Origin of the sequence: Evansella sp. AB-rgal1, from assembly GCF_041820985.1 — a bacterium.
Classification (GTDB): Bacteria; Bacillota; Bacilli; order Bacillales; family Salisediminibacteriaceae; genus Evansella.
In genome coordinates this window covers 126,042-149,803 of the sequence record NZ_JBGUAU010000007.1, presented here as the reverse complement: position 1 = coordinate 149,803, position 23,762 = coordinate 126,042, and the positions used below count along the sequence as shown (strand labels likewise).

22 protein-coding genes are annotated in these 23,762 nt (G+C 37.1%); 20 read left to right on the top strand and 2 right to left on the bottom strand.

Features of this window, described 5'->3' with window-relative positions; genetic code table 11:
* Positions 1 to 289 precede the first annotated feature (289 nt).
* From safA to yajC, 9 genes are all read left to right on the top strand, one after another.
* Complete coding sequence (gene safA, locus ACERII_RS07835; RefSeq protein ID WP_373641347.1) at positions 290 to 1,438, top strand: SafA/ExsA family spore coat assembly protein; 1,149 nt, start codon at positions 290 to 292, stop codon at positions 1,436 to 1,438.
* Between the two features lie 144 nt (positions 1,439 to 1,582).
* A complete protein-coding gene (locus tag ACERII_RS07830) occupies positions 1,583 to 2,614 on the top strand; it encodes a YhcN/YlaJ family sporulation lipoprotein (protein WP_373641345.1) in 1,032 nt (343 codons plus the stop codon).
* A gap of 189 nt (positions 2,615 to 2,803) precedes the next feature.
* Positions 2,804 to 3,370: a BofC C-terminal domain-containing protein gene (locus ACERII_RS07825; RefSeq protein WP_373641344.1), complete on the top strand. Its 567-nt coding sequence runs from the start codon at positions 2,804 to 2,806 to the stop codon at positions 3,368 to 3,370.
* A gap of 133 nt (positions 3,371 to 3,503) precedes the next feature.
* The gene (gene ruvA, locus ACERII_RS07820) at positions 3,504 to 4,121 is read left to right on the top strand and encodes a Holliday junction branch migration protein RuvA (protein WP_373641342.1); all 618 of its coding nucleotides are present in this window, start codon (positions 3,504 to 3,506) and stop codon (positions 4,119 to 4,121) included.
* 32 nt (positions 4,122 to 4,153) lie between these two features.
* On the top strand, positions 4,154 to 5,155 hold the full coding sequence (gene ruvB / locus ACERII_RS07815) for a Holliday junction branch migration DNA helicase RuvB (protein WP_373641341.1): 1,002 nt from the start codon (positions 4,154 to 4,156) through the stop codon (positions 5,153 to 5,155).
* On the top strand, positions 5,152 to 5,370 hold the full coding sequence (locus ACERII_RS07810) for a DUF2905 domain-containing protein (protein WP_373641339.1): 219 nt from the start codon (positions 5,152 to 5,154) through the stop codon (positions 5,368 to 5,370). Before ruvB ends, ACERII_RS07810 begins: the two co-directional genes overlap by 4 nt.
* Positions 5,371 to 5,405: 35 nt before the next feature.
* On the top strand, positions 5,406 to 6,434 hold the full coding sequence (gene queA, locus ACERII_RS07805) for a tRNA preQ1(34) S-adenosylmethionine ribosyltransferase-isomerase QueA (RefSeq protein WP_373641337.1): 1,029 nt from the start codon (positions 5,406 to 5,408) through the stop codon (positions 6,432 to 6,434).
* Between the two features lie 29 nt (positions 6,435 to 6,463).
* The gene (gene tgt, locus ACERII_RS07800) at positions 6,464 to 7,603 is read left to right on the top strand and encodes a tRNA guanosine(34) transglycosylase Tgt (protein ID WP_373641425.1); all 1,140 of its coding nucleotides are present in this window, start codon (positions 6,464 to 6,466) and stop codon (positions 7,601 to 7,603) included.
* Positions 7,604 to 7,758: 155 nt separating this feature from the next.
* The gene (gene yajC, locus ACERII_RS07795; RefSeq protein ID WP_373641336.1) at positions 7,759 to 8,025 is read left to right on the top strand and encodes a preprotein translocase subunit YajC; all 267 of its coding nucleotides are present in this window, start codon (positions 7,759 to 7,761) and stop codon (positions 8,023 to 8,025) included.
* A 64-nt stretch (positions 8,026 to 8,089) separates the two neighbouring features.
* Here yajC and ACERII_RS07790 read toward each other — a convergent pair whose 3' ends face one another.
* Positions 8,090 to 8,467 carry a TIGR04086 family membrane protein gene (locus ACERII_RS07790; protein ID WP_373641335.1) on the bottom strand — a complete coding sequence of 126 codons (378 nt, stop codon included), beginning with the start codon at positions 8,465 to 8,467 and terminating at the stop codon, positions 8,090 to 8,092.
* A gap of 155 nt (positions 8,468 to 8,622) precedes the next feature.
* Here ACERII_RS07790 and ACERII_RS07785 point away from each other — a divergent pair, with 155 nt between their 5' ends.
* Positions 8,623 to 9,912, top strand: coding sequence for an ArsB/NhaD family transporter (locus ACERII_RS07785; protein ID WP_373641333.1), 1,290 nt, complete (start codon positions 8,623 to 8,625; stop codon positions 9,910 to 9,912).
* A 210-nt stretch (positions 9,913 to 10,122) separates the two neighbouring features.
* A complete protein-coding gene (locus tag ACERII_RS07780) occupies positions 10,123 to 10,782 on the top strand; it encodes a DUF421 domain-containing protein (RefSeq protein ID WP_373641331.1) in 660 nt (219 codons plus the stop codon).
* Between the two features lie 183 nt (positions 10,783 to 10,965).
* Here ACERII_RS07780 and spoVB read toward each other — a convergent pair whose 3' ends face one another.
* Positions 10,966 to 12,519 (bottom strand): stage V sporulation protein B, encoded by a 1,554-nt coding sequence (gene spoVB / locus ACERII_RS07775; RefSeq protein ID WP_373641330.1) that lies wholly within the window; start codon positions 12,517 to 12,519, stop codon positions 10,966 to 10,968.
* A gap of 229 nt (positions 12,520 to 12,748) precedes the next feature.
* Here spoVB and ACERII_RS07770 point away from each other — a divergent pair, with 229 nt between their 5' ends.
* The 9 genes from ACERII_RS07770 to ACERII_RS07730 all read left to right on the top strand — a co-directional run bounded on the left by ACERII_RS07770 (position 12,749) and on the right by ACERII_RS07730 (position 23,738).
* Positions 12,749 to 13,552, top strand: coding sequence for a DUF368 domain-containing protein (locus ACERII_RS07770; protein WP_373641328.1), 804 nt, complete (start codon positions 12,749 to 12,751; stop codon positions 13,550 to 13,552).
* 28 nt (positions 13,553 to 13,580) lie between these two features.
* On the top strand, positions 13,581 to 13,904 hold the full coding sequence (locus tag ACERII_RS07765) for a post-transcriptional regulator (protein ID WP_373641327.1): 324 nt from the start codon (positions 13,581 to 13,583) through the stop codon (positions 13,902 to 13,904).
* Between the two features lie 169 nt (positions 13,905 to 14,073).
* Positions 14,074 to 15,390, top strand: a complete 1,317-nt coding sequence (secD, locus tag ACERII_RS07760; RefSeq protein ID WP_373641326.1) for a protein translocase subunit SecD — start codon at positions 14,074 to 14,076, stop codon at positions 15,388 to 15,390.
* Positions 15,380 to 16,306, top strand: a complete 927-nt coding sequence (secF, locus tag ACERII_RS07755) for a protein translocase subunit SecF (RefSeq protein ID WP_373641324.1) — start codon at positions 15,380 to 15,382, stop codon at positions 16,304 to 16,306. The genes secD and secF overlap by 11 nt, the downstream gene beginning before the upstream one ends.
* A 255-nt stretch (positions 16,307 to 16,561) precedes the next feature.
* A complete protein-coding gene (locus ACERII_RS07750; protein ID WP_373641322.1) occupies positions 16,562 to 17,482 on the top strand; it encodes a cation diffusion facilitator family transporter in 921 nt (306 codons plus the stop codon).
* A complete protein-coding gene (locus ACERII_RS07745; RefSeq protein WP_373641321.1) occupies positions 17,482 to 17,796 on the top strand; it encodes a lipopolysaccharide assembly protein LapA domain-containing protein in 315 nt (104 codons plus the stop codon). The genes ACERII_RS07750 and ACERII_RS07745 overlap by 1 nt, the downstream gene beginning before the upstream one ends.
* Positions 17,797 to 17,884: 88 nt before the next feature.
* A complete protein-coding gene (gene recJ / locus ACERII_RS07740) occupies positions 17,885 to 20,230 on the top strand; it encodes a single-stranded-DNA-specific exonuclease RecJ (protein ID WP_373641319.1) in 2,346 nt (781 codons plus the stop codon).
* Positions 20,231 to 20,382: 152 nt separating this feature from the next.
* On the top strand, positions 20,383 to 20,895 hold the full coding sequence (locus ACERII_RS07735; RefSeq protein WP_373641317.1) for an adenine phosphoribosyltransferase: 513 nt from the start codon (positions 20,383 to 20,385) through the stop codon (positions 20,893 to 20,895).
* Positions 20,896 to 21,557: 662 nt separating this feature from the next.
* Positions 21,558 to 23,738: a RelA/SpoT family protein gene (locus ACERII_RS07730; protein ID WP_373641316.1), complete on the top strand. Its 2,181-nt coding sequence runs from the start codon at positions 21,558 to 21,560 to the stop codon at positions 23,736 to 23,738.
* The last annotated feature ends 24 nt before the right edge of the window (positions 23,739 to 23,762 follow it).

The following is a 23,762-nucleotide window of genomic DNA, read 5'->3' as shown; positions in this document are numbered from 1 at the left end:
GATCGTGCACTCATGAACGCCCGTTATAAGTAAATTCTTTCATCTAAGAACGACATTTCTTTCGGAAGGAACTAAATCCATCTAATCAACCTGTTTTTGAGACGTAATTTGTAACTCCAATAAAACATATTCAATAATCAAGATACATGAAAAGTGAATGATTCAACTTTAAAAATCAAGTGCTATTTCCTTTATTTTTTCATACATTGTAGTGTTGTAAAAAAAAAGTGTGACGATTCGCCCAACGTAGCATAGTATGTATTGATATTTTATGGGAGGGATCAGAGAAGTGAGAATTCATATTGTTCAAAAAGGTGATACCCTTTGGAAGCTTGCACAAAAATATGGAGTGGATTTTGAATCGCTTAAGGCAGCTAACAGTAACTTAAGTAATTTTGATCAAATAATGCCAGGAATGAAAATAAAAATCCCTACTGGAAGTGTTCAAGCAAAGAAGGAAAGTCAAATGCCATCTGTTGATTATGGAGCAAAAAAAGAGAAACAAATTCCAAAAGAAGCACCAAAAGAAAAAACACCGCCACCATCTTTAAAAGAGGAAAAAGAACAACCGGTTCCTATGCCAGCACCACCACAGGTTCCTTTAACACAGCATGCGCCTTCGTACCATTTACAGAATACGAATATGAACTTTAATATTTATAAGCAGAAGTCAGAAAAAATACCGACACCACCAAAAATGCCAAAACCGAAGGAAGCACCAATGCCTAAGCCGAAGGAAGCACCATTACCTATAGCTAAGGAACAACCAAAACCGATGGAGAAAGAATTACCTCCAAAGCCTGTAGAAAAAGTAAAGGCAAAACCATTGCCAACGAAGAAATCACTACCAATGGATGACTGTTACCCAGTACCACCACAAGGATTTATGCCGTGTCCACCTCCATGCCCACCGAATTATGGAGGATACCCACAACCGTTTTATCCTGGTGTTCCCCAAGCTCAACCTATGTATGGATATCCACATGGGGCACCAGGAATGCATGGAGGACATCCGGCACATGGTATGCAGCACGGAATGCAGCACGGAGCACAAAATGCACATCCAGGACACGGAGTACAACATGTACCTGGAATGCAGGGAGCGCCAGTACCTCCTGTAGGAGGACAGTATTATCCATACGATAATAAAGCAGAGTTGGATGATGATCATGTAGATAACGAAAATCATGATTATCAAGGGTATGGAGATGTAACACAATATCAACATCACCCACAAGTGACTACTCCGTTTTATCCACATGGGGGAGCTTTGCAACATGGGTTTGGCGTGAATCCTTACCAACAACAACCAAATATGTATAATCAACAGCCATATGCACCGCATGCACAGCATGTACCACAGCAGCATTTTCAAGCACCAACACCATATGGCTATGCACCAAGAGAAGATTTTATAGACAATGAACAAGAAGACTAAACTATATAAACAGACAATGGACGATTTTGGTTCATTGTCTGTTTTCGTTTATATGAGCGTGATTATCTTAGATTTCCTATAACTGTTAGCATCAAAAGAACATATCCTAGGCAATCTAATGAGTGAAAGGAGGATGAAGAATAAATGAAAAAAATAGCACTTAGTTTAACAGCAGCGAGTATGATTTTCTCAGGTCTTGCAGGTTGTGGTGATGTAAATGATACTGGTATGAATGATACAAGAACAGGATATACAACGAATCAGAACCAGGGTGCAGGAACAACAGGCTTTGGTGCGAATAGTGGTCATGGAACTACTGGTTCACAAGCGTACCCAGGTGTAGGACAAGGTGGATACGGTGACTACAATCATGCTAGAGGTATCCGTGGTTCAGGCTATGGAAACTATCCTGCAGACTATGCAACAAGACCAAACCGTAACATTGGCCAAGGTGCTGGCTTAGTCCACGAAGAAAGAAATTTCGGAAGTGCATACGACTATAACACAGGTGCTCGTGGAGCAGATATTACTGGAAATCGAGGCACTGGAAACACAACTTCCGGGTTTCAAGCAAGAGGAGACAGACAACACCGTGGCTTTGGACGAGGTATTACTGGAGACGACCGAGCTGGAATGGTTGATGAGAACGGTGTATTAAACGATTTCCGTGGTAAACAAGATATAGGTAGCGGAACAGCTCGTACAAATCATGGTATTGGTGCTAGAGATGGACAAATTGATGGTGCACGTGGTTTTAACCACCGAACTGCACGTAATGGAAATGTCCATGGTACTGGAAATACAGGCCAAGCAAATGTGGCAGGATATTATAATGGAGAAGATGGAAGGCTTTCTAGAAGAATTTCAGACCGTCTCACTACGGAAGATGGATTTAGAAATTCTCAAGTCATCGTTCATGGAAATGATGTAGTTATCGCTGTTGAAAATGGAGATGACATGGATGACATTGATAACCAAGTGAACTCTCGCGTTAGAAACTTAACAGGAGATAGAAATGTTCATGTTGTTACAGATCGTGAACATGTTAGAAATATACGTGGAATGAATGATCGTTTACGTGCTGGTGAACCGTTTGAAGAAATTGGTGCTACTTTTAATGACATGATTTCTGACTTAGGAAATGCAATCCAGCGCCCATTTGAAAGAAGTCGATAATAATTGATTTAAGCAGGCAACTTTTCGTTGTCTGCTTTTTTTTGACAACGCATAGTTTTTGAATGGAATAATACTCATATTTTAAGGGAAATAAAAATAACAAATGTATGGATATTTCTCTATTCACTTGGAAATCATATGAATAATAAATATTATACATGGAATGTATTAACAAGGAGGGTCATGGGTATGTGTCTCTCATGTACGTTATTAAGGAAGAATCGTACAGAGTACTTAAAATTTTTTACAATTGTGAGTTCCTTTCTATTTATTTTTGTACTACAAGGAATAAGTGTGAGTGCAACTTCAGAAGCAAGCTTATCAATTAGTAAAGAAGCGCAAGTTGATGCACAGACTGTAGAAGTTATATTACAGCGTCATTATTTAGATGGTGAAGTAAGTGAGGAAGTTGTTGAAGAAACTATTTGGTCCATGGAAGATTTCTGGGCATTTTATGGTGAATGGCAACTTGTTGACCAACTTGAGGGAAAAGTAATTTTTAAGCAAGATACGAATGATATTTCCCCATTATTAAAAATGAATGGATATTTCGGTTTATCAGAGGACGGCTTTTTAAATATCTATAATGGAAAACCTATGGATAACGAGGTTATTCAATCATTTTTCCAAGTAAACACTAGTCGTTTAAAAAGCCACTTACACCGTGAATTACTAGAAGGAATTCCAGTTTCAACAAAAGACCATTATTTAGAAGTGATAAAAATGTTTGAAGAATATGCAGTTAGTGAATTCTAAACAAATGGGTATGTCAAAATTCAACTTTTGACATACCCTCTTTTTGTACTATACGATAAGCCAAGGTTTTCTAATTGTGTTACTATATAAGCATATGTGTTCTCATTTATAAAAGGAATAGGAGAAATGTACTTTGATTGAATGTTTGACTGGAAAAGTATTGCATATAGAAACTGAATCGATTACTTTGGACGTACATGATGTAGGTTATTTAATTTATTGCGCTAATCCATATCGTTATCAAGAATGGTTACATGAAAAGATAACAGTTTATACATATCAGCATGTAAGAGAAGATGCAATTAAATTATACGGCTTTTTAGAACGAGAAGAAAAAAAATTATTTGAAAAACTTTTACAAGTTTCAGGAATTGGCCCTAAGGGTGCATTGGCCATATTAGCAACAGGGGAAACAAAGCTTGTTGTTCAAGCAATTGAAGATGAGGATGAACAATTCTTAGTTAAGTTTCCTGGAGTGGGCAAAAAGACAGCTCGACAAATAATCCTAGATTTAAAAGGGAAGCTATTGGAATTCATACCATCACTAACCCTAGAATCAGATGAAGCGTTATTACAATATGTTCCTTCAAAAACAGAAGGAAATCGTGCTTTAGATGAAGCAGTTGAAGCATTAAAAGCACTAGGCTATGTTGATAGAGAAATTAATAAAGTTTTACCTAATTTACAAAAAGAGCAGCTATCCACTGATAAATATATTAAAGCTGCACTTCAGTTAATGTTACAAAGGTAAACGAACGGGTAATAGTCTGGAGGAATATAAAAATGGAAGACCGGATTGTCAGTGGAGAATCACTGGAACATGATGATATAGAAGAACAAAGTTTACGCCCACAAACATTGACCCAATATATTGGTCAAAAAAAGGTGAAGGAAAATCTCCGAATATTTATTGAAGCAGCAAAAATGCGACAAGAAACATTAGATCACGTTCTTTTATATGGCCCACCTGGATTAGGAAAAACGACACTCTCCATGATTATTTCTAATGAGATGGGAGTAAACTTACGGACTACTTCAGGACCGGCGATAGAGCGTCCAGGCGATTTAGCTGCCATTTTAACAGCTTTAGAGCCAGGTGATGTATTATTTATTGATGAAATTCATCGTTTAAATAGAGCTGTCGAGGAAGTGCTTTATCCAGCTATGGAAGATTTTTGTTTAGATATCGTCATAGGCAAAGGACCCTCAGCACGTTCTGTTCGTTTGGATCTTCCACCATTTACGTTAGTGGGGGCAACAACTCGTGCTGGGATGCTATCTGCTCCACTGCGGGATCGGTTTGGTGTTGTGAGTCGTTTGGAGTATTATACACATGAAGAGTTAACGAACATAGTGGAGCGAACAGCCGAAGTGATGGATGCTGACATTGATCATGAAGCAGGAGTAGAAATTGCAAGAAGGTCTAGAGGAACTCCTCGAATAGCAAATCGATTGTTACGAAGAGTGAGAGACTTTGCTCAAGTGAAAGGAGATGGTGAAATAACCCTTTCTTTGACACAACATGCTTTAGAACTTTTGCAAGTGGACCAATTAGGCTTAGATGATATAGATCACAAATTAATATTGAATATTATTGAAAAATTTCGAGGTGGACCTGTAGGTTTAGACACAATTGCGGCAACAATAGGAGAAGAAGCTCATACTATTGAAGATGTTTACGAACCCTATTTATTACAAATAGGATTTCTACAAAGAACTCCAAGAGGGAGAATAGTAACTGTTCATGCGTATGAACATTTTCATATGGAGGTGCCGGGATCTTGACTCAGATTCCAAAACTACTCGTAACCGCGGGAATTCTTTTAATCATTGTAGGAATAATATGGCAAGTTGGAGGGAAATTTATTTCGTTAGGAAAATTACCAGGTGATATTTTTATAAAGCGAGGAAATACTACCTTTTATTTTCCAATCGTAACTTCCATTGTTATTAGTATTGTATTGTCATTTTTGTTATTTATTATCGGTCGATTTAGATAACAGGATGTTTAAAAAGAAAGAGGTTGACAGCAAACATGGATGTATCACAATTTGATTTTTATCTACCAGAAGAATTAATTGCACAAAGTCCGCTAAAGGACCGAACAGCCTCAAGGCTACTAGTTTTAAATAAAGAAACTGGACAAATTGATCACAAACATTTCCCTAACTTAATTGATTATATAAATGAGGGGGATGTTCTAGTATTAAATAACACAAAAGTAATTCCTGCAAGACTATTAGGAGTGAAAAAGGAAACTGGTGCCAAAATAGAATTACTCCTTCTGAAGGAAGAAGAAAGCAATACGTGGGAGGCGCTAGTAAAACCCGCAAAACGTTTAAAAGTCGGCAGTACCATAGAATTTGGTGATGGGCTATTAAGCGGAACTTGTGTAAAAGAACTACCTGAAGGACGGAGAAAGATTCAATTTGAGTTCCAAGGAATCTTTAATGAATTGTTAGACAAGCTAGGAGAAATGCCATTACCTCCATATATTCAAGAGCAATTAGAAGAGAAAGACAGGTATCAAACGGTATATGCAAAACATAGTGGCTCTGCAGCAGCCCCCACGGCTGGATTACACTTCACACAGAAGTTTTTACAGGAAGTAGAAAGAAAAGGTGTGAAGGTAGTCTTTATTACGTTGCATGTGGGGCTAGGAACGTTCAGGCCAGTTTCTGTAGATAATATAGAAGAACACAAAATGCATGCGGAGTTTTATCAAATGACAGAGGAAACGGCATCTACACTAAATGAAGCAAAAAAATTAGGGAAAAAAATAATTGGAGTAGGTACTACCTCAGCAAGGACGTTAGAAACAATTGCATCACAGCAATCCGGTAGTTTTCATGCTTCATCTGGATGGACGGATATTTTTATTTTTCCAGGATACGAGTTTAAAGCAATTGATGGATTACTGACAAATTTCCATTTGCCTAAATCAACATTAGTAATGCTAGTGAGCGCATTAGCTGGTAAAGATAATATTTTACGTGCGTACAATGAAGCTGTTGAAGAGCGATACCGTTTTTTTAGCTTTGGGGATGCAATGCTGATTATATAAGTAACGAGAAGGAAAAGGACGTGAAGCAAGTGGCAGCGATCACTTATGAACATATAAAAACATGTAAACAATCCGGAGCGCGACTGGGGATTGTTCACACTCCTCATGGTTCATTTGAGACTCCTATGTTTATGCCAGTAGGAACATTGGCAACGGTCAAAACGATGAGTCCAGAAGATCTAAAAGAGATGGGTGCAAAAATTATATTAAGTAATACGTATCATTTATGGTTACGCCCAGGGCACGAAATTATTAAAGAAGCGGGTGGACTTCATAAGTTTATGAATTGGGATCGTCCCATTCTTACTGATTCTGGTGGATTTCAAGTATTTAGCTTAAGTGATATGAGAAAGATTCGTGAAGAAGGGGTAGATTTTCGCAATCATTTAAGCGGAGAAAAGCTCTTTTTATCTCCTGAAAAAGCGATGGAAATTCAAAATGCTCTTGGGCCAGACATAATGATGGCATTCGATGAGTGCCCCCCGTATCCTGCAGAGTATGAGTATATGAAAGCTTCTGTAGAGAGGACAAGCCGTTGGGCAGAACGATGCTTACAAGCGCACGCTCGTCCAGACGAACAAGGGTTATTTGGAATTATTCAAGGAGGGGAATATGAAGAGTTACGTAAACAAAGTGCAAATGACTTAGTTTCTCTCGATTTTCCTGGATATGCCATAGGGGGCCTTTCTGTAGGGGAGCCAAAAGACGTAATGAACAGAGTCTTAGAATTTACAACGCCATTAATGCCTACGAATAAACCAAGATATTTAATGGGTGTTGGTTCTCCAGATTCCCTTGTGGATGGATCTATTCGTGGAATTGATATGTTTGATTGTGTGCTACCAACTAGAATTGCGAGAAATGGTACACTAATGACTAGTACCGGGCGTTTAGTTATAAGAAATGCAAAGTTTGCAAGAGATTTTAGACCATTAGATGAGAACTGTGATTGTCATGTTTGTAAAAACTATAGTCGGGCTTATATTCGTCATTTAATTAAGTGTGATGAAACATTCGGTCTACGATTAACAACATACCATAACTTATATTTTCTCTTAAAGTTGATGGAAAATGTACGACAAGCAATTAGAGAAGACCGTCTCTTAGACTATCGTGAAGAGTTCTTTGAGATGTACGGATTTAACAAACCAAACGCAAAAAACTTTTAATAAAAAAAGATTTTTATACACAAAATATGATTTTGATTGATTTTACTATGAGTTTTTGTCTAAAATAGAACGGAGAGACAACCATTATTTGATGAATAAGATAGCTTTTGTAAACAAAGGCAAAGGTGTTTATCGGCTGAAAGGGGTGAAGTTCAGTGGAAGGTTTATTTGGTGCGGTACTACCGTTATTACTAATGTTTGCAATCTTTTATTTCCTTTTGATTCGTCCTCAACAAAAACGTCAAAAGAAAATTAGAGAAATGCACGCAGCTCTTCAAAAGGGAGATAAAGTCGTTACGATCGGTGGCTTACATGGTACACTTGATGCCATTGATGAAGAAAAAATCGTGATCGACGTTTATAATGGACAAAAATTAACATTTGATCGTCAAGCAATTCGTGACGTATTAAATAAAGATTAATTCTCTTTACATCAACAATATAAAAACCGATTTCCTAAATGGAAGTCGGTTTTTCTAATGTCTTTTAAAAAGATTCGCCTCTAACATTAACACCTAATATTCCGCCAACAATGGCAATAAGTACATAACCTGTATGAATGAGTAGTTGTTCTCCGTCAAAACCTTGATTGTAACCGAGAAATTGAACAAGAAAGATAACCAAAGAATAAAGAATTGCTGTTGTCCCTCCTGCAATCCATCCTTTTTGCCCAGATCTTCCCCCTGATATGAAGCCACCAATAAACACTGCTAAAAAAGAGAAACCCAGCAGAATCCAAGTAAAGCTTGATTCTTGTAAGGTCGTAAATTTTAATAATGTAGAACTTATAAGACTGGCAACAATGACAAGAATCAATATGGTAAGAATTCCATACAGCGCACTACTAAAAATCCGATGATGCATATCTATTATCCCTCCTCCTAAAACTTTCTTACTTTATGCATATTCAGTGTCCAAAATTTTAGACGAGCTTTTTTGCAAAGTACGTCATCTTTTTTAAACATGTTTGTCCATCTTCACTCATACAATGTATGGAATCAATGGGGAGGGACAAGTTAATGGATTGGATGTTTGCACTTGTAATATTCATTATTAGTTATGTATTTATTATTAGTGAAAAAATAAATCGTGCTCTTATCGCTTGTGTCGGTGGAGTATTTATGCTTTTTACAGGGGTTTTAGATTTAAACTCAGCGTTTCTAGATCACATTGATTGGCATACAATTGTTCTATTGTTGTCAATGATGATTTTGGTTTCAATAACGAGTCAAAGTGGATTTTTTGAGTATATAGCTGTGTATATGGCGAAGTTTATTAAAGGAAAACCTATTGCACTACTTATCATGATTTCTACATTAACTGCAGTAGGTTCTGCTTTTTTAAATAATGTCACAACGGTATTATTAATTGTGCCTATTGTTTTGACGTTAACAAAAATGCTTCAAATTTCAGCCATACCGTATTTGTTATCAGCTATTCTTGCATCAAATATTGGTGGTACAGCTACTCTGATTGGAGACCCTCCCAATTTGATGATTGGTCAAGCTGTTAGTCACTTAACGTTCAATGATTTTTTAATACATTTAGGTCCGATTGTGGTAATTATCTATATAGTAACTATGATTGGAATTTGCTTGTTATATCGTAATCAGTTACATGTAACATTGGAGAACAGGCAAAAACTAATGAAGGTAGACCCTAAAGGGTATCTACAACACGGATCGTTATTGTTTAAATCCGTAAGTGTACTAGTGCTAACAACAGTGGGGTTCATCATTCAACCTCTTCTCAATGTTGAATTAACAAGTGTCGCCATGGCTGGTGCGCTACTTCTTATGTTGCTTACACAAGATGAAAAGAAAACGGAAGAGGTTTTTCAAACAGTTGAGTGGGTTACCTTATTCTTCTTTGTAGGATTGTTCATGCTCGTTGGAGGATTAAAAGAAGTAGGGATTATTGATGAAATTGCAAAGTCCATTATTTATTACACAGAAGGCGATTTACCGAAGACAGCAATGTTAATATTATGGGCATCTGGTATCCTTTCCGGATTTGTTGATAACATTCCTTTTGTTGCTGCAATGATTCCCGTCATCTTAGAGTTCCAGGATTATGGTATGACCAACTTAGACCCTTTATGGTGGGCGTTAGCCTTAGGGGCATGTTTAGGAGGGAATGGAACACTAATTGGAGCCAGCTCCAATGTGATCGTTGCTGGTTTAGCTATGAAGGCAAAGCAACCATTTACTTATATGGACTTTTTAAAAATAGGTGCTCCTACAGCAATTGTATCCTTTGTCTTAGCTAGTATTTATATTTACTTCCGGTATTTGATCTATTTTCAGTAGCTTTTTGGAAAAATGATATAGCAGTTACGGAAGAAGTTGAGAGGCTTATCAGACTAATATACCATGAATTGCGTCCATAATCAGGATGTGGTTCATGGTTTTTTGTTAGTTGAAAATTGAAGCGTTTCAAATTACCAATCCTTCTCACTCATGTATTTGCTGTTCCGGCAAAAAATAAGTTCAAAATGGAATGTGAAGGAGCGCTCAGCTTTGGAATTCGGAACGATAATTACAAGGACAATTGTCATTTATATCGTTATTCATATTGTCTTTCGTTTTATGGGGAAAAGAGAAATTGGTGAGTTATCCGTCGTAGACTTTGTTATTTCCATCATGTTAGCAGAGCTCGCTGTTCTTTCCATTGAAAACGAAACCGTTCCAATGGCAAAACAAATAGTTCCTATGATAGTACTTATGTCCATTCAAATCACTTTAGCGTACGTAGCTTTAAAAAGCGACAAGCTTCGAAAATTGATTGATGGGTCGCCATCAGTGATCATAAATAAAGGGAAAATTAACGAAAAGGAAATGCGGAAACAAAGATATAATTTTGATGACTTGATGCTCCAGCTTCGTCAAAAAGATATCAAATACTTATCGGATGTTGAATTTGCTATTCTAGAGCCCTCTGGCGACTTATCCATTATTAAAAAGGAACCAGGTCAAAAAGAAAGTCCACATCCTCATTATTTACCATTACCACTAATTCTTGATGGAAAAATTAAGCATGATCATTTAGAAAAAATGGGAAAAACGCAATTATGGCTACGTCAGGAATTACGGAAATTAGGATTTCGAGACACGAAAAAAGTATCATATTGTGCAATGAATAAAGACGGGGGTTTTTTTGTTGATTTAATTGATGAGTGATTTTTAATTATCCTAGGAAGTGCTCAAGCAAGAACAAGAACAAATGAACAGTGGACATAATAATCAAAACCGCTTGAAATCAAATTTACAGTCTTTGATTTCAAACGGTTTTATAATTTCATGACTATACTTACAGAGGAATTCCACTTATGCTCTGCATCTTTTTCCTCGAAGCTAGAGTAATTATCGAAACCACTTTCCGATCCCAGGAATTTTATTAGCTTCTTCTCTCTTGATTAATCCAAAAACACTGATTAGAATTACGTATACAACACCTGCAATAATGATACTAATTCCTGTTTTAGCAAGTAAGGTCTGGCCAGCTAATACTGTCGTAAACATCCAAGAGGAAGCATAACCAGAAACGACCATAGCAATAAGGACTTTGATAATTTCTCGCATATGAAGTGTGAAACTTATTGATTTTACTAATGTTGCAAAGTGAAGTAGTGTTACTAATAAGAATCCAATGACGATGGCAAGTGCAGCGCCCATAATTCCAAGTTCAGGACGTGATGCTAGTACAAAAATTGCTGCTATTTTTACAAAAGCACCGATAAAACTATTGATCATTGCGGCTTTTGCTAACCCTAATGCTTGTAAGGCTGCCTGAAGAGGTGACTGGAAATATAAAAATAGGCTAAATGGTGCCATGATCTTTAAGTAAGTTGCAACTGTGGGTGCATCATACACTAATTCCATTACGGGTTCAGCGAATACATACAATACAACAACAGCGGCACCCCCTGAAACAAGAGCTAAGCGCAGAGCTTGAGCAAGTCTGTGATGGATCAGACCATAGTTTTTTTGATGTGCTGCTTCACTTATGGCAGGTACTAAAGATACAGACAAGGAATAAGTAATAAATGTTGGAAGCAATAGCATGGGAATAACATAGCCTGAAAGCTCACCGTACTGAGCAGTGGCTATTGTTGTTGCAACTCCAGCGATCGCTAAACTTTGTGCTACTACAATTGGTTCAAAGAAATAGGATACGGAACCAATGAGTCGACTTCCCGTTGTAGGAAGGGCAATAGCCATTAAATCCTGAAATGTTCTTTTCCCTTCTTTTGCATAAGCGAAAAATTGTTTTCGAACTCTAAATCGTTTTTTATACTTGAACATCATCATCATGAAAATAAGGGAAGCTAGTTCTCCAATTACAACAGAGATCATTGCACCAGCTGCAGCATATTCGAGCCCTAATGGTAAAAATGCTGTGGTTAATGCGGCAACAAGGGTGATTCTCACAATTTGTTCAATGACCTGTGAATAGGCGGTTGGTTTCATGTTTTGCAATCCTTGGAAATAACCACGTAATACAGAAGATAATGCAACGATAGGCACTATTGGTGAAATTGCAATTAATGGATAAAACGCACGTGAATCTGTTAAGAAAGTACTTGCTATTAATGGTGCAACAAGTATCATAATAATAGTAAAAACGATACTTAATGCTCCAGTTACAGATAAAGATACTACAAGAATTTTTTTAATTTTTGCCCGGTCTTGATCTGCATCAGCTTCTGCAACTAATTTAGAGATTGCAACTGGAAGACCAAGTTGCGTTAATGTAATAATTAATAAAAGAGTAGGGACGGCCATCATATACAAACCTACTCCCTCTGCCCCCATAATTCTTGCAACAACAATTCGATTAATAAAACCGAGAACTCGGGTTATGAGTCCAGCTATAATGAGAATAAACGCTCCTTTTAAAAAGGATTGCTTCGACATACACAGCCCCTACTTTCTATTAGGAAAAATTTAGCAAAATATACGACAAATATTTCTGGTTTTAAGGATAAAAACAATAGATTTATTCATTAAAGATATATATGCTAAATAGGTGGCCAAGCATGACAAGTTTAAAAAAAATATAATTATTCTATAACAATTTTTGGTATGATAAGAGGAAAGTAAAAAACTGTAGTTACATAATTTTTGATGTTAGGGGATTTGATTTGTGGATTGGAGAAATGTATATCGTGGTGCAATGATGGGGATTACGGAACTAATACCTGGAGTAAGTAGTGGTACAATTGCAGTCATTTTAGGTATCTATGATCAATTAATTATTGCTATTAACGGAGTTTTGAGTAAAGATTGGAAAAAGCATTTGACCTTCTTAATACCACTCGCTGTAGGGATGGGGCTTGCTCTTGTAGGATTTGGGAGACTTATTGGTTATTTACTGGATCACTTTGAAGAGCCAACTCGCTTCTTTTTTCTAGGGTTAATACTCGGGGTACTTCCTTTATTATTAAAACAATCAAATGCGAAGAAAACATTCAAAATGGTTCATTATGTAACGTTAGTTATTGCAGCAGGTATTGTTGCATTAATGAAATTACTTCCTGAGAACCATCAAGTAATAGAAACTATGACATTTGGAGATGCCATTACCCTGTTTTTCGCAGGATGGATTGCGAGTATGTTTATGTTATTGCCTGGTATCAGTGGTTCCCTTGTTCTCCTGATTCTTGGGGCTTACAAAACAGCAATTAATGCCATTGGAACATTTAATATCCCTATATTGTTGGTCATAGGGGTGGGAGTACTCGTAGGCTTTTTTGTAAGTAGTAGGCTAATAAAATATTTGCTGTCAAACTATTATTATGTAACGTATGCTGCGATCATTGGTTTAGTCCTTGGATCCACTGTTGTTGTTTTCCCTGAAAGCACCTCAGCCTATCAAATAATTCCAAGCATCTTTACATTTATTGGTGGAGCAGCAACAGCATTTCTACTAGGTTCTAAAGGTAAATAATGAACGTTGTATATTTGGAGGGTTGGAGATGGATGAGCAGCAATGGCTAGTTTGGAAGAACAAAGTGGACATCGTACTAACAAGTAAGGCAGAAGAATGGAAATTGTTTGGCTACAACGTAACAAAAGAAGATGTTTGGGGTTGTTTTATGTCAAAATTGCCAAGAATAGATATTCCTGAGACTATTAGGTATCACTGGCTAGTAGCTGAATTGTTTCATATGAAGGTAAATGACTATATGAATTGGTTAACACTCCAAGCTTATCGAGGTCCTAATTGGTTTGATTCCGAAGAACCGGTTACATTTCGATTAGATAATTTTAGAAAAGAAAAAGAAGAAACAAATTCATAGCATTGACAGAGATTTTTTCACATCGCTATAATAATACTGTTTGATACATATACCCAAAGGAGGGTGTGTCGTGGTTAGGTAGCACGCCCTTAAACCAGTATATCCAAAGAAAAATGGACAAGCAGTTAAATGTCAGTGATTTAAGATTACGAAGGAGGACCATTCGTTCATGAAAAAGAAGAGAGGGGTCAAAAAGGGTAGGATTGTTGGATTCTTTATTATTGTTGCAGCATTTGCAGCACTAATTGCAACAAACGTACTTGACCATGCAGAGGATATAAGTTTAGGGCTAGATCTACAAGGTGGATTTGAAGTTCTATATGAAGTGAAACCGTTAGCCGAAGATCAAGAAGTAACTCGTGACTTATTAAGTGATACGGTGGCATCGATAAATGCCAGAATTAACGTGTTAGGTGTTTCGGAACCAAATGTAAGAATCGAAGGTGATGACAGAATTCGGGTTCAATTAGCAGGTGTATCGGATCAACAAACTGCTAGGGAGATACTGTCTACACAGGCGCACCTTACTTTCCGTGATATTGATGATAATGTGTTATTAGACGGGTCTGACTTAAAAGAAGGGGGAGCGAGACCAAGCTTCCACCCTGATACAAATCAACCAATTGTTACATTAACATTAAATGATGGTAATCTATTTGGACGAATTACTACTGAAATCTCCCAAATGGGCGCACCAGCAAACATTATGGCTATTTGGTTAGATTTTGAAGAAGGTGATTCCTATTTAGAGGAAGTTGGTAAGGCAGATTCAAAAATTATCTCAGATCCACGCGTAAAAAATCCTATACATAGTGCAAACGTTATGATTGAGGGAGGTTTCACCATCCAAGAAACCCAACACCTAGCAGGTATCTTAAACGCCGGTGCACTACCTGTTGAACTAGAAGAGGTATACTCTAATGCTGTCGGTGCATCACTAGGTGAACGTTCTATGGAGCAAGCAATCTTTGCTGGTTTTGTTGGGATCGCATTAATTTTTGCCTATATGCTTTTCTATTACCGCTTCATGGGTATGATCGCAGTTATCACACTAAGTGTGTATATTTATATCGTGCTAGTTGTATTTAACTTAATGAATGCAGTACTAACATTACCAGGTATTGCAGCACTCATTTTAGGGGTAGGGATGGCAGTAGATGCCAATATCATTACGTATGAACGTATTAAGGACGAGCTGCGCTCTGGAAAAACAATGATGAGTGCCTTTAAAGCGGGGAGCCGCCGTTCACTATCTACGATCCTTGATGCCAATATTACAACCATCCTAGCGGCAGCAGTATTATTTTACTTTGGTACCAGCGCAGTACAAGGGTTTGCCGTTATGCTAATCGTTAGTATTTTGACGAGTTTCTTAACTGCAGTATTTGGTGCTCGTTTATTGCTAGGACTATGGGTAAATAGCCGTATTCTAAACGGAAAACCGCGAATGTTTGGCGTAAAGGAGAGTGAAATAGGTGAACTTTGAACACGAGACTACAAAGCTGGATTTTGTAAAGCATCGAAATAAATTTTTTATCTTTTCAGGGGCACTTCTCACAATAGGTATTATTCTATTGTTTACGATTGGTCTTAATCTAGGGATTGATTTCCGTAGTGGTACAACAGTAGATATATTATCAGATGAAGCAGTAACAGCTGAAGAGATAACTTCGGAGTTTGAAACAATAGGTCTTACTCCCGACGATATTACTATCGCCGGGGATAATAATGAAATTGGGCGAGTTGGTTTTATTGGAGCATTAAATCAAGAGGAAACATTGCGTATCCAAAGTCATTTTGAATCCGTTTATGGACATACACCAACAGCAAGTACTGTTACTCCAATGGTTGGGGAAGAGCTTGCAAGAAACGCGATTATTTCCGTATTAATTGCAGCAGTTGGGATTATTATTTACGTAACGATTCGTTTTGAGTTTTTATATGGTATATCAGCAATTGTTGCCCTTTTCCATGATGCGTTGTTTATTCTTGTTGTGTTTACTATCTTCCCATTTGAAGTAAGCATACCGTTCATCGCAGCAGTCTTAACCATTGTAGGTTACTCCATCAATGATACGATAGTAACCTTTGACCGTATTAGAGAGAATATGAGTCTAGAAAAACGTGTGAAAGATATTCATGATCTTGCAAGAGTTGTAAATAAGAGTTTAGTTCAGACATTAGCAAGATCTATTAACACCGTTTTAACGGTTGTATTTGCTGCTGGTGCATTGTTTGTCTTTGGTGGAGAAGCATTACGTCCATTTTCATTCGCACTCGTAGTAGGCTTAATGGCTGGAACATACTCCTCTCTATTTATTGCGGCGCAATTATGGCTTGTACTAAAAGCGAAGCAATTAGAGAACCAGAAGAAGCGTGCGGTAGAAACAAGCGAAGTATAAAATTAATGAGAGGATGATTGCACTGTAGCAGTGCATCATCCTCTGTTTTTTTCAAGGCTGGCTTCGTAAAATCTGATACTTTATAAAAGCTTGGAGAAACGGAAGGTTGCGACTCCGGTGGGAATAGGAACATCTCGAAAGTTAACAACAGATTTTTTTATCAAAAAAAAATAAGAGATTATTCATAAAAAGGGCTACAACTAACAAATAATGTTATAGTGTAAACAAATTGAATGGAACGATAGGTGGGAGATTATGGAATCAGCTAATTTTCAAGAAGAGCGCTATAAAAAAGTTCAGTTCGGTGCTTGGGTAGGAATCATTGGTAATATTCTTTTAGCAGCTTTAAAAGCAATTATTGGGATTATGGCAAACAGTAGGGCACTAGTAGCAGATGCTGTTCACTCAGCATCGGACGTTGTTGGATCCGTTGCGGTTCTTATTGGTATTCGAGCAGCTCAGCTTCCACCAGATAAAGATCACCCTTATGGTCACGGGAAAGCAGAAACTGTAACAGCAATTATTGTGGCGGTATTGTTATTTATCGTTGGTTTTGAGATTGCCCTCAGTGCAGTGAAAGCATTTTTTGAACCTCTTGTAGTTCCAGGAACAATCGCTATTTATGCGGTGGTTTTTTCAATTATCACAAAAGAACTTATGTTTCGATATAAGATGTATTTGGGTAAGAAGTATAAGAGTGATGCTTTAATCACTGATGCGTGGCATCATCGATCGGACGTTTTCTCTTCTATAGCAGCCTTATTAGGTATCGGTGCTTCGATCTTTGGAGGTTATCTTGGAATTTCATGGCTCGTTTTTGCAGATCCAGTAGCAAGTTTTTTCGTAGCAATATTAATCGGTAAAATGGCTTGGAAGTTAGGTAGCGAGGCAATTCATAATACACTTGATCATGTATTACATAAAGAGGATACAGAAGAAATGCTTCTGGCTGCACAAAATGTGGAAGGAGTCCTTCAAGTGGACGAGTTACTTGCACGAGAACACGGTCATTATGTCATAGTTGATCTTAAAATATCAGTGAATCCATCTATCACGGTGGAGGAAGGTCATGCGATCGGGAAAAAGGTGAAAGAAAAACTAATGGAAGATAATTACGTTCAAGATGTCCGTATTCATATTAATCCTTATTCTAATGAACAGGGGAGTGAGAAATAATGAGAGGGCAATGGACATTAATTGTAGGAATACTTGTAGCAATAATAATAGCTATCTTTGCTGTTATCAACGTGGAGCCTGTTGAAGTAAACTACCTTGTAGGACAGAATGAATGGCCTCTAGTTTTAGTAATATTAGTATCCGTTTTGATGGGGGGGCTTATTGTTGGGAGTGTGGGGATGTTTAAGCTTTATCAACTCCAACAGGAAATTAAGCTATTACGTAAAAAAGTAAACGAGGACCCTATAAGCCCAAACGGAAAAGGGAATCAAGGTAAAAAAGAGAAGAAACAAGAAGAACCTAAAGTGAAATAGTCATTATGTCAATTATGGAAATTGATGAAGAATCATTGCCACCCTATTGGACCTTTTGTATAATTACTTGGTCAGGGGTGGTTTTTTTATGTTAAAAGCGAAAGCACGTTGGAAGGTTACAAAAGCGGATGAAGGTATTGTCAGGCACTTGTCGAAAGAGTTAAATGTTTCGACTATTGCTGCACGTTTTCTAGTACAACGAGGTTTTACGGATATTGAGAAGGCGAACAAATTTCTACATATCGATGCAACAGCTATTCATGAGCCTACGTTGCTAAAGGATATGGAAAAAGCGATTGTTCGCATAAAAGCAGGAATTGATGCAGGGGAAAATATCCTTGTGTTCGGGGACTACGATGCCGATGGAGTTACGAGTACATCACTACTGTACTTAACATTAAAACAGTTAGGTGCAAATGTAGGCTTCTATGTTCCAAATCGTTTTACAGAAGGTTATGGACCAAATGAACAAGCTTTTCGTCATGCAAAAGAAGAAAACGTTTCGCTTATTATTACGGTAGATACAGGGATTTCTGCTGTTCATGAAGCTGAGGTAGCAAAGGAATTGGGAATGGATTTAATCATTACGGATCACCATGAGCCACCACCAACAATACCAGATGCTTATGCAGTAATTAACCCAAAGCAAGAGGAGTGCACATACCCTAACCCTAATTTAGCAGGAGTTGGAGTGGCATTCAAAGTTGCTCACGCGTTATTGGGGAGAGTTCCAGAAGAGTATTTAGACCTTGTTGCAATGGGAACCATTGCAGATTTAGTACCTCTAACAGGAGAAAATCGGTATTTAGCCTTAGCAGGTGTTAAATCGTTATCACGAGAACAACGTCCTGGAATCAAAGCACTTATGGAACAATGTGGAATTAATGCTCAGGAAATGACAGAAGAGCAAATTGGTTTTATGATTGGACCTCGTTTAAATGCAGCTGGGAGATTAGATTCTGCAGAACCAGCAATACAATTATTAATCAGTGAAGACGATATAGAGGCTTATGAATTAGCCATTATGATAGATGATTTAAATAAAGAACGACAGCAGATTGTAAATGACATGGCAAAGGAAGCGGAAGAACAGGTTTTACAGCAGGAAACACTTCCCCCTGTGCTAATTGTGGGCCAAGAAGGTTGGAATGCTGGAGTTATTGGAATTGTAGCTAGTAGACTTGTAGAAAAGTTCTATCGGCCTACCATTGTGTTAAGTTTAAATTCGGAAACGGGTCTTGCGAAAGGCTCCGCTCGTAGCATTACAGGATTTGATATGTTCCAATCTTTATCTCAATGTCGAGAGTGGCTACCGCATTTTGGTGGACATCCAATGGCAGCTGGTTTAACGATGAAAATGGAGCATATTGATTTACTGCAGGAAAAATTAAATGATATTGCCAGCAGCTCGGTTGCACCTGAAGATTGGGAGCGGTCGTTAGCTATTGACTTACCAGTTAGTATAGAAGAAGTTACAGTGGAAGCAATTCAAGACTTATACCATTTAGCACCGTTTGGAGTTGGAAATCCTGCACCAAAAGTACTACTAGAGAAAGTAGAACTGGGGCAAGCTAAAAAAATAGGTTCAAAGGAAGACCATCTTAAATTATCGTTAAAACAAAATGATGCAGTTTTAGACGGAATTGGATTTAGAATAGGAAATATTCTTGATGAGCTATCTTTATCAGCAAATGTATCCGTTGTAGGGCAATTGTCTGTAAACGAATGGAATGGCCATGTGAAGCCACAAATCATTATTGAAGATATAAAAGTTGATGAGTGGCAATTGTTTGATCTTCGAGGTGAAAAAGAGCCGTGGAGAAAGGTGAATGCCCCTGCTGAAGGAGTAGTCGCTATTGTTTTTAGAGAACAATCTAAAAATATTGTTCCATCTTTACCGAAAGAATGGAAGGTTATGACGTATCAAGATCTTGATATAACTCCTGTTGATGTATTGAAAAATAAACATATTGTTTGTGTGGACTTACCAGAGTCCATGGATCAATTAAAGCAATTGTTTACAAAGGATATTCAGCCTCGAAGAATTTACAGTGTGTTTATTCAGGAAAAGGACCATTTCTTTGAAATGCAACCTACAAGAGACCACTTTAAATGGTTCTATGCATTTATGATGAAACGAAAGACTTTTGATCTAAATAAAAATGGTAATGATTTAGCAAAATATAAAGGATGGCCAATAAGTGCTGTACATTTCATTTGTCAGGTGTTTTTTGATTTAGATTTTGTTAAAATAAACAATGGGCTTGTTACGGTAGTGGACAACCCATCGAAAAAAGATCTAACAGAATCATTCACTTATCGACAACGCATCGAACAGAGTGAAATTGAAAATGAACTATTCTACTCCTCCTCCAATGAATTGAAAAAGTTGTTTCATTCATTTTTAGGGGAAAGAGTACTAACCCATAGTTAACAATGTAACTTGGACTTACTTTCATTTTTCACTCTCAGTCAGTTGTGCAGGAAGAAAAGCAATAGTGTTTTTAGGCGGAATTGGGGCGCCTTGCGCTTTTCTGTGTATAAGTAGAGTGGAAAATGACGAAGGTAGAAGTGGGAGGAAATCACATGGATTTTAAAGAGTATATTACTGTAGTAGAAGATTTTCCAAAAGAAGGTATTCGTTTCAAAGATATTACTACTTTAATGGAAGATGGAACAGCTTACAAAAACGCAATTAATGAAATGGTATCTTATGCGAAAGATAAGGATATTGATGTAGTAGTAGGACCAGAAGCAAGAGGCTTTGTTGTAGGATGCCCAGTCGCCTATGCACTTGAGGTAGGCTTCGTTCCTGTAAGAAAAGCAGGAAAGCTCCCAAGAGAGGTTATTGAAGTAGATTACGGCTTAGAATATGGCAAGGATTCTTTGAATTTACATAAAGATTCTATTAAGCCTGGACAAAAGGTACTCATTACAGACGATTTATTGGCAACAGGGGGAACGATTGAAGCGACAATAAAAATGGTAGAATCCCTTGGAGGAATTGTTGCTGGTATAGCGTTCCTAATTGAGCTCAGTTATTTAGATGGTAGAAAAAAATTAGATAAATATGATGTGTTTTCCTTAATGACGTATTAATCTTCAAAGGGAGTGTCATGGGCACTCTCTTTTTTTAACTTTATAAAAATTTTCGCTAGTCGGTCGTTCATAGTTTTTATTTTCTAGGTAGTTTTAACGACATCGAAGACCGTAAATGGTGAACTTGTATGGAATTATTTACCTATTTTAAGTTAAACTTCGAAAATAAAGATAATTGTGAAAGATTTTATTGTATAATATACTATTTCCATTATGTTTTTAATAAAAATATGTTATTCTAGATGAAAGTCTTTTCTACGGAAGAGGCCCATTTTTTTATATAGGTATTCGACAAAATTTTTGTGTTAGAAATTATTATAAAATTATTATTATTTTTTAAAATATAATGTTATTTATTTCTCTGTCACTAGATAAATAAGTAAAAACGAATATGAATCAAACAAGGGTGCTTATTTCTATTTAAAGATAAGAAAGTATAACATTTTTGGACTTAGAAAGTTGTCTAGGTCCAGGCGCCATCGTCTCGTGTCAAATAACCTGCCCGATTAAAAGTAAAAAGCACTTTTTATCGTCCAGAACATTTGCATTTCGCCGATGGGCGGATTCCTTGCGCTTTTCTTATGTTTTGGTTAGTTCCATATAAAATTAGTTTTCGGTAAAATAAAAATAAATTTATTTAGACTGGATGTTAAGGTGATTTCATGAACAGTGAACAAGTTTTACAAAGAGCAGCTGAATATTTGCCAGAAAAAGAAGTGGCTTTTTTAAAGAAAGCTTATGAAGTGGCGGAGTATGCCCATCGTGAGCAATTTCGAAAGTCAGGAGAGCCATATATTTGGCATCCAGTACAAGTAGCAGGAATCTTAGTCGATCTTGGAATGGATCCTAATACAATTGCAGCTGCTTTTCTTCATGATGTTGTTGAAGATACAGATGTTACGCTCCAAGAATTGGAAGAGCAGTTTAATAAAGAAGTGGCTATGCTTGTAGATGGAGTAACAAAATTAGGGAAAATCCGTTACAAATCCAAAGAAGAACAACAAGCAGAAAATCACCGCAAAATGTTTGTAGCTATGGCTAGAGACATTCGAGTAATTCTTATTAAGCTAGCCGATCGTTTACACAACATGAGAACACTAAAGCATCTTCCACCAGAAAAACAACGAAGAATTGCAAATGAAACGTTGGAGATTTTTGCTCCACTTGCTCACCGTTTAGGTATTTCTAAAATAAAGTGGGAGCTTGAAGATACAGCATTACGATATTTAAATCCTCAGCAATATTATCGCATTGTAAACTTAATGAAAAAGAAGCGAGCAGAGCGAGAAGATTATATTGAAGAAGTTCAAAACAAAATTAGCGAGCGCTTAGAATCTGTAAGTATAAAAGCTGAAATTAATGGTCGTGCAAAACATATATACAGCATATACCGAAAAATGGCGTTACAAAATAAACAATTCAATGAAATTTATGATCTGCTAGCTGTTCGTATTATTGTCGATAGCATAAAAGACTGTTATGCAGTGTTAGGGATTATTCATACTCATTGGAAACCGATGCCTGGTCGATTTAAGGATTATATCGCCATGCCAAAGGCAAACATGTACCAATCGTTACACACTACCGTTATAGGTCCAAAGGGCGATCCTCTAGAGGTGCAAATACGTTCCGAAGATATGCATAAAATAGCTGAATTTGGGGTTGCTGCTCACTGGGCGTATAAAGAAGGACGAACAGTAAAGAACTCTGAGTCACTAGAAACGAAAATGTCTTGGTTTAGAGAAATTCTTGAATGGCAAAATGACACGAACGATGCTCAAGAATTTATGGAATCACTAAAAATTGATTTGTTCTCTGATATGGTATTTGTTTTCACACCAAAAGGAGATGTAATAGAATTACCGAAAGGCTCTGTTCCATTAGATTTTGCTTACCGAATTCATACAGAAATTGGGAATCGCTGTATTGGTGCAAAGATCAATGGTAAGATGGTGCCACTAGACCATACGCTAGAAACAGGTGATATTGTAGAGGTGCTTACTTCCAAGCATTCTTATGGACCTAGTCAAGATTGGTTAAAGGTTACTCAAAGCTCTCATGCTAAGAATAAAATTCGTCAATGGTTTAAAAAAGAACGAAGAGAAGAACACGTAGAAAAAGGGCAAGAATTAGTAGAGAAGGAAATTGAACGAAAAGGCTTTTCTATTAAAGAAGTATTAATAGCAGAAAATATTGAAAGGGTAGCTAAGAAATTTAATTTTACAGCTGAGGAAGACATGTATGCTGCTGTTGGATATGGTGGAATAACTGCAGCTCAAATCGTGACCCGACTTACAGATAACATCCGAAAACAACAGGATGAAGAACAGGTAAGCCTTTCTGTAACGGATGCAGTGGGAGAGCTAAAGCCATACGAGAGAACGAAAAAAGGTAGTGTTGGTGTTCGTGTAAAAGGTATTGATAACCTTTTAATTCGTTTATCACGTTGCTGTAATCCTGTACCAGGTGATGATATAGTAGGTTATATCACAAAGGGGCGCGGAGTTTCTATTCATCGAAGTGACTGTCCAAACATTAATACGGATGAAGCACAAACTCGTCTTCTTCCTGTGGAATGGGAAGGCGACTTACAACATTCCAAAAATTACAATGTTGACATTGAAATTTCAGGGTATGACCGTAGAGGGTTATTAAATGAAGTTCTTCAAGCAGTGGCAGAAACAAAGACAAATATTAATGCTGTTTCAGGTCGATCCGATAAAAATAAAATGGCGACAATAAATATGACCATTTCCATTCAGAACATAACGCATTTACAAAAAGTTGTAGATCGAGTAAAACAAATATCTGATATATATTCCGTACGACGGATAATGCATTAACGAAGAGCAAGGAAGAAAGAGTGA

Coding starts and splice junctions, on each gene's coding strand:
- ACERII_RS07765 (WP_373641327.1), top strand. CDS start 13,581: ATGGATGAGCAGCAATGGCTAGTTTGGAAGAACAAAGTGGACATCGTA.
- ACERII_RS07730 (WP_373641316.1), top strand. CDS start 21,558: ATGAACAGTGAACAAGTTTTACAAAGAGCAGCTGAATATTTGCCAGAA.
- recJ (WP_373641319.1), top strand. CDS start 17,885: ATGTTAAAAGCGAAAGCACGTTGGAAGGTTACAAAAGCGGATGAAGGT.
- ACERII_RS07745 (WP_373641321.1), top strand. CDS start 17,482: ATGAGAGGGCAATGGACATTAATTGTAGGAATACTTGTAGCAATAATA.
- ruvB (WP_373641341.1), top strand. CDS start 4,154: ATGGAAGACCGGATTGTCAGTGGAGAATCACTGGAACATGATGATATA.
- ACERII_RS07785 (WP_373641333.1), top strand. CDS start 8,623: ATGGATTGGATGTTTGCACTTGTAATATTCATTATTAGTTATGTATTT.
- spoVB (WP_373641330.1), bottom strand. CDS start 12,519: ATGTCGAAGCAATCCTTTTTAAAAGGAGCGTTTATTCTCATTATAGCT.
- ACERII_RS07830 (WP_373641345.1), top strand. CDS start 1,583: ATGAAAAAAATAGCACTTAGTTTAACAGCAGCGAGTATGATTTTCTCA.
- ACERII_RS07750 (WP_373641322.1), top strand. CDS start 16,562: ATGGAATCAGCTAATTTTCAAGAAGAGCGCTATAAAAAAGTTCAGTTC.
- ACERII_RS07825 (WP_373641344.1), top strand. CDS start 2,804: ATGTGTCTCTCATGTACGTTATTAAGGAAGAATCGTACAGAGTACTTA.
- queA (WP_373641337.1), top strand. CDS start 5,406: ATGGATGTATCACAATTTGATTTTTATCTACCAGAAGAATTAATTGCA.
- secD (WP_373641326.1), top strand. CDS start 14,074: ATGAAAAAGAAGAGAGGGGTCAAAAAGGGTAGGATTGTTGGATTCTTT.
- ACERII_RS07735 (WP_373641317.1), top strand. CDS start 20,383: ATGGATTTTAAAGAGTATATTACTGTAGTAGAAGATTTTCCAAAAGAA.
- ACERII_RS07790 (WP_373641335.1), bottom strand. CDS start 8,467: ATGCATCATCGGATTTTTAGTAGTGCGCTGTATGGAATTCTTACCATA.